Consider the following 6,271-nt stretch of genomic DNA (forward strand, 5'->3'; position numbering starts at 1 on the left):
GCTCACGGTCCGGCGGGGACCGGCCCGGCGAGCGCCGCCCTCGCCCGTATCACCGCCCTGACCGGCCTCGACGAGGTACGGGGGACCCTGCGGGCCCGGCTCCTCGCGCTGGCGGCCGCCCGGCGCGGCGGTCCGCTGCCGCCCGGGGCGGCCAACCTGGTCTTCGCCGGTCCCGAGGGCAGCGGCCGGGACGCCGTAGCCGTGCTCTACGCCAAGTCCCTCGCCGAGCTGGGCGTGCTCCCGGCCGGTACCGTCCACCGGATGCCGCTGTCGGGCGTTCCGGCGCGCTGGCCGGGACAGGCCGAGGCGTACACCGCGTACCTCTTCGAGGAGGCGGTGGGCGGCCTGCTGCTGACCGAGCTGGACCCGTACTTCCTCCGGCGCCCCGAGGCGGAACGCGCGGCCGTCGTCGCGGCGCTCGCGGACGAGGTGTCCCGGCGGCCGGACACGGCGCTGGTCCTCTCCGCCGACCCGGACCCGCTCACCGGCCTGCTGACCGGCCCCGGGGGGAGCCGGCTGGCGGAACTCTTCGCCCAGCGTCTCGACTTCGCGCCCTACACACCCGGGGAACTGGCCCGGCTCACGGTCCGGCGGCTCGCCGTGTCCGGCTTCGGCCTGGCGGACGGCACGCTGGAGGCGCTCGCCGACCGCTTCGCCTCCGTGCCGGCCCGCCGGGGGGCGTTCGACGCGCACTGGGCGGCGGACCGGCTGGCCGACGCGGCGGTCACCGGCACGATCGCCCCCGAAGACCTGCCGGCGGCCCTGGACGACGCAGACGACGTACCCGCGGACCGTGCCGACGGCGCACCTGCGGACCGCGCCGACGGCGCACCTGCGGACCGCACCGACGTTGCGGCCGTCGCCTGACCCGCCGCACGGGCGCGGCGTCACGCGGGCAAGGGCCGTGTCACAGCGGGCACTACGCACCGCTCGCGCTGTCGGCCCGCCGGTGGGGCGGGAAGTATGACGGACACGGGGCGAGGCTTTCGTCGTTCCGGCAACCCCAGTGAACGGAGAGAGGTATGGCTGCTTCCGAATTCGAGTCAGTAACTCTGGAGGGGATGGCCAGATCCTCCGACATCCACCTGCAGACCGCCGAACACGTCGCCTCGTCGCGCGTCAGGATGGAGTCTCTGGCGGAACAGGCCAAGGCCGGCTGGACGGGAGAGGCGGGCAACAACTTCCAGGCCGCGCTCGACGCCTGGATGAGCAACTACCGCATCGTGTCCGATGTCCTGGAGGACATGCTCCAGGCCATGGGCATCAGCCTCAACCAGTACACCGGGACGCACGAGGCGACGAGCGACGCCACGAAGCAGGTCGCCGCGACCATGGCCGAACCGATCGGGCTCACCGGATTCTGAGGAGACAAGCATGCCGACTTACACCGTCAACTACGGCGCGTTCAACGAGGTCATCGAGCAGCTCCAGGTGCTCCAGACCGAGATCGACACGCTGAACGAACACTACAGCTCCGGTAACGCCGACGCCCTGGCCGAGTGGAACAACCAGGCGAAGGAGTTGTGGGAGGCGCGCAAGACCGAGTGGGTCACGGCGGCCAACGCCATGAAGGAGCAGGCGAAGGCGGTGCAGGTGGCCGCGGACAACTGCCGCCAGGAGTACCAGAGCACCTCCCTGGCCGTCGCCGGACTCTGGGCCAAGTAGTCATGCCCGAGGCCGATCCCTCAGCGACGCCGCAGGTCTGGGACCCCACCACCACACAGCCCCCGTCCGTCGTCGGCGCGCCCGACGGGGGCCAGGTGCCCGACCCGCCGCAGGTGCCCAAGGGCTCGGGCGGCGGGTCGGGCAAGGAAGTGGTGAACACCGCCTCCCTCGACCTCTTCGCCAAGAACATCGAGGCCCTGGTGCCGACGGTGATCGCGGCCCGGGACCGGATGCGGGCCGGCGGGGCCACCGTCGTACAGCCGGGAGCCTTCTACGACGCCTACCAGCTGCGGTCCCAGACCTCGGGCCCCAACGGCGGCGCCGGCCTGCAGGAGCGTTACTACAAGACGCTGGCCGACCTCGCCGAAGGGCTCGCGGACATCAGCCGCGGCGCCCAGCTGATGAGCAAGAAGTACACCTCCACCGAGGAACTCAACGCGATGAAGACGAGTGACCTGGAGGAGATGCTCGCCGAGGCCTCCGCGGACTTCCAGCGGCTGGCGGACGACAGCGGCGCCAGGGTCAGCGACCCGAACGGCAGCACGAAGGACCCCACGGGCACCACGAAGTAGTCCGGACACCGGCCGACCGCCGGGCAACGCACCGCCGCCGGCGGGACCGGGGAGCCCGGTTCCGCCGGCGGCCGCGCGGGCGCCAGGGGACACCGTCCGGGGACACCAGGAGAGCGCAGGACCATGCCCGATTACAACCAGGGTGGATTCCACCAGGACGACAGCGGCATCTACGCCGACCCCACCGTCCAGGGTTCCACGGCCGACTACGACAGTTGGGACTGGAAGCAGATCATGGCCGCCATCACCGGCGGGTCCAATCTGACGCCGGGTGCCGGCGGCGAGACCCGGGCGTCCGGAGTGGCCGATCCGCAGACCCTGGTGACCGCGGCCAACGACTTCCAGTACGTGCAGCAGGTCCTCGCGATGGTCGCCAAGAGCCTCGACGCGCAGGCCAAGGCGCTGGCCGGGGGAGACGGCGCACCGTGGCAGGGCGCCGCGGCCGACACCTTCGCCGACACCATGACGACGTTCTCCCGGCAGGTGGCCTCCAACGCGGACGCCCTCACCGGTGGCGCCACCGGCAGTTCGGTGGGCCAGAACCTGGTCTGGAGCGCCAACGCGCTGACCGTCGCCCAGGCCAACATCCACGCCATCGACAACTGGTACGCCAACCAGGCCATCAAGGTGGGTGTGGTGCCGATGGCGAACGGCCTCATCCCGGTCAGCCAGCGGCCCGACATCGTCGAGATGATGACCAACGACATGCGGGCCCAGCTCAAGACGCTCGCGACCAACTACGCGCAGGTCAGTCAGGTCCTCGGCCGGGTCCAGCCGAACCCCGTCAACTCACCGCTCAACGAGTCCGGCAACGGCAACGGCAGCGGCAGCGGCAGCGGTGGCAGCAAGGACACCACGAAACTCCCCACGGGTGCCCAGAACCCCGACCTGTCGACCGGCGGTGGCGGCGGCAGCGGCGGCGCGGGCAACCCGGACCTGTCGACCCTGGACACCGAGGGCGGCACCGGCGGCGGCACCGGTGGCACGGCCTCGCCGTACACCGGCGGTGTGTCCACCCCGAACCTCGCCACGACCGGCGGCACCGGCGGCGGCAGCGGCATCAGCACACCCGAACTGTCCACCCTGGGCACCGGCGACGGCACCGGCGGCACGGGCGGCGTGGCCTCGCCGTACACCGGTGGTACGTCGGCCCCGGAACTGGGCACGACCGGCGGCACGGGAACCGGGAGCGGAATCGCTACCCCCGCCCTGTCGACCCTTGACCCGGGCGGCGGCACGGCGTCCCCCTACACCGGCGGTGTGACCGCACCCGACCTAACCACGGGCGGCAGCGGTACGGGGGGCACGGGGACGACGGGTTCCACCGTGTCCCCGTACACGGGCACCCTCGACCCGGGGCTGGACAGCGTCCTCAACCCGACGACGACCGGAGCCACGGGCGCCGCCACACCCACCGCACTGCCCCTGGGTTCGCTCGGTACCGTCCCGTACTCCTCCACGGGGGGCACCGGGGCCACCGGGACGAGCGGCACCGGTCAGTCACTGAGCGCACTGCCGGACACGTGGACCGGTGGTTCCGCGATTCCCGACCTCCCCGGCACCACGACGACGGGCCTGCCGGACACGTCGGCGACGGGCCTCCCCGTCACCGGCACGAGCACGGACGTGTCCCCGTCCGCCCTCCCCGCCTCCAGCCTCGTCTCCACCCCCGGGGTGGGCGAAGGCGTCACGGCGTCCGGCATGCCGATGATGCCGGGCATGGGCGCGACGGGTGCCAACGCGGGCGGTTCGGGTGCGGAGCGCCCGGACGCGGCCGGTCTGTTGGGTGGTGAGGGTGTCGTGCCGTGGACGGGTTCGGGCGTGGGTGGTGTGTCGTCGGAGGACGTGTCGCCGGTGGCGGGTGCGTCGACCGGTGGCATCGGTCTGACGGACGCGGGGGCGGGGCTCAGCTCGGTACCGGGTTCGTCACTGGCGTCGGCCGGTGTGCCCATGATGCCGATGATGCCGGGCACGGGCGCGACGGGTGCCAACGCGGGCGGTACGGGTGCGGAACGCCCGGACGCGGCCGGTTTGTTGAGTGGTGAGGGTGTCGTGCCGTGGGCCGGCGAGGGCACCGGCACGGTGTCGGAGGAGACACCCACGGCGGGCGCCCTGGCCGGGGGCGCGGAGCTGACGGAAGCTGGTGCGGGGGCGGGCACCGCTGCCGAAGGGGCGGCCTCGGCGGCCGGTGTGCCGATGATGCCGCTGATGCCGGGCATGGGACCGGCGGCCGCCGGTGCGGGGGCAGGACGGGGTGAGGGCGGCGAACGGCCGGACAGCTCCGGCCTGCTGGACGCCTCCGCCCTCTCCTGGGTCCCCGACCCCTCGGAGGCGACCGCCGAGGCCCCGACGGCCGGGGTACCGGCGGGAGGAGCCCACCTCCACGGCACCACGGCCTCCACAGACACCATGGCCACTACCGGTACCACGGCCACCACAACCACTACCGGCACCACAACCACTACCGGCACTTCGGCCATCACAGCCACCACGGCCACTCCAGACACCTCTGGTACCACTGGAACCAACAACACCACCGGCGCCACTGACACCCCTGCGGAGCCAGGGACCGACGCATCGACCACGACCGAGGCGGTGCACACGCCCGAGGGGGCGGGGGCGACGGGGGCGGCCCACGCCATGTGGCCGACCGTTCCCGTCCTCGCCGCCACCCCGACCGCCGCACCCCCACCCCCGGCCACCGGCCGCGACAGGCACCACCCCGCGCCGACCACCTCCGTCACACCGCCACCCACGGCAGCGGCGACGAGCGCGGTGGCCGGTGTCCCCGCCGCCCCCGTCGGCGTCACACCGGCACCGGTTCACGCGGCGCCCGCCCCCGTGCCCGACGACGACCGCGTCCCCGTGGTCGCGGCGGAGGGCGACGGCGGGGACGACGCGGACGACGTTTCCGCGTGGGACGTGGCCGCCGCCGGGTTCACCCCCTTGCTCACGGCGCTCGCGGGCCGCGCGGCCACCGCCGGGGGAGCCGGCGAGGAACGCGGCGGCACCTCCCGCTACGCCGTCGCCGACCCGGCCCTCTGGAACGCGGCGGAGGGCGACACCGCACGGCTCGCCGAGCAGACCGTCGCCCCGTCCCCGGCCGCCCCGGACACCGGCGACGACGGACCGGAACTGACCACCTGGCGCCGGTCCCAGCGCCCCGCCCCGACCGCCGCCCCGGCCACCTCGGCCGCCGCCTTCCCCGGTGACGCCCCCGTCCGCTCCGGCGACGGCGGCGCTCCCCCCGAGGAGGACCCCGGCCCGCCCGACAACGACGACGACCCGGAGCAGGACGAGGAGCAGAGCGCCGTACATCTGCTGCGCCAGGACGCCTCGACCTGGGGCGCGCGCAGAACCGTGCTGCCCGACTCCCTCGGCTGACCGAAGAGGCGGAGTCCGTGGCTGACCGGGCAGACGGCCCGGCGAACCCCGCCACACACCCCCCGCTTCTCCCATGATCGGCCCTGCGCGGCGTCCGGCCCGTTCCCGTCCCTCCTCGCCTCCCCGGCCCAGCGGACGGGGCCGGAGACCGCCCACCGGGTTCCGGTCCGGAACCAGGAACCGAAAGCGATCCAGCCCCCGTCCCCCGTCCCTCGCCCCTCACGGCGGGACCGACTAGGAGAACGCGTTGTCCATCCGGAACCGGTTCATCGCGGGCGGCGCCGTCGCCGTGGTGTCCGTCACCCTGGGATCCGTGTCACTCGCGCTGGCCGACGATCCGATCAGCACCGAGACGATCGCCGGCCAGATGACGTACTACAACGACAAGGGCTACGGCGCCTGCGGCACCCAGGTCGACGCGGCCACCGAGGACCTGGTCGCCGTCTCCCACGAGTGGTGGACGTCGGCCGACCCCAACCAGGACCGGCTCTGTGACGGTGTCTCGGTGCAGGTGTCGTACGAGGGCAAGACGATCACCGTGCCGGTCAAGGACATGTGCCCGTCCTGCGACTCGGGCCACCTCGACCTGAGCCAGACCGCCTTCGAACAGCTCGCCCCGCTGGAGAAGGGCCTGGTCAAGGGCATCACCT

5 protein-coding genes and 1 pseudogene are annotated in these 6,271 nt (G+C 73.4%); all 6 read left to right on the forward strand.

What is annotated here, in order from left to right; genetic code table 11:
• Positions 1 to 867, forward strand: a pseudogene (locus UW392_RS37105) (hypothetical protein); the annotation flags it as partial.
• A 155-nt stretch (positions 868 to 1,022) separates the two neighbouring features.
• The gene (locus UW392_RS37110; protein ID WP_320779627.1) at positions 1,023 to 1,364 is read left to right on the forward strand and encodes a WXG100 family type VII secretion target; all 342 of its coding nucleotides are present in this window, start codon (positions 1,023 to 1,025) and stop codon (positions 1,362 to 1,364) included.
• 10 nt (positions 1,365 to 1,374) lie between these two features.
• Positions 1,375 to 1,665, forward strand: coding sequence for a hypothetical protein (locus tag UW392_RS37115; protein ID WP_320779628.1), 291 nt, complete (start codon positions 1,375 to 1,377; stop codon positions 1,663 to 1,665).
• A gap of 2 nt (positions 1,666 to 1,667) precedes the next feature.
• On the forward strand, positions 1,668 to 2,237 hold the full coding sequence (locus tag UW392_RS37120) for a hypothetical protein (protein ID WP_320779629.1): 570 nt from the start codon (positions 1,668 to 1,670) through the stop codon (positions 2,235 to 2,237).
• Between the two features lie 123 nt (positions 2,238 to 2,360).
• On the forward strand, positions 2,361 to 5,621 hold the full coding sequence (locus tag UW392_RS37125) for a WXG100 family type VII secretion target (RefSeq protein WP_320779630.1): 3,261 nt from the start codon (positions 2,361 to 2,363) through the stop codon (positions 5,619 to 5,621).
• A gap of 247 nt (positions 5,622 to 5,868) precedes the next feature.
• Positions 5,869 to 6,271 (forward strand): cysteine/serine endopeptidase inhibitor (locus UW392_RS37130; RefSeq protein WP_320779631.1); only part of this gene is annotated, 403 nt, incomplete at its 3' end.

Source organism: Streptomyces sp. CRN 30 (assembly GCF_034105845.1).

Excerpts from the sequence above, each read along its gene's own strand:
- UW392_RS37110 (WP_320779627.1), top strand. The coding sequence starts at position 1,023 with ATGGCTGCTTCCGAATTCGAGTCAGTAACTCTGGAGGGGATGGCCAGA.
- UW392_RS37115 (WP_320779628.1), top strand. The coding sequence starts at position 1,375 with ATGCCGACTTACACCGTCAACTACGGCGCGTTCAACGAGGTCATCGAG.
- UW392_RS37120 (WP_320779629.1), top strand. The coding sequence starts at position 1,668 with ATGCCCGAGGCCGATCCCTCAGCGACGCCGCAGGTCTGGGACCCCACC.
- UW392_RS37125 (WP_320779630.1), top strand. The coding sequence starts at position 2,361 with ATGCCCGATTACAACCAGGGTGGATTCCACCAGGACGACAGCGGCATC.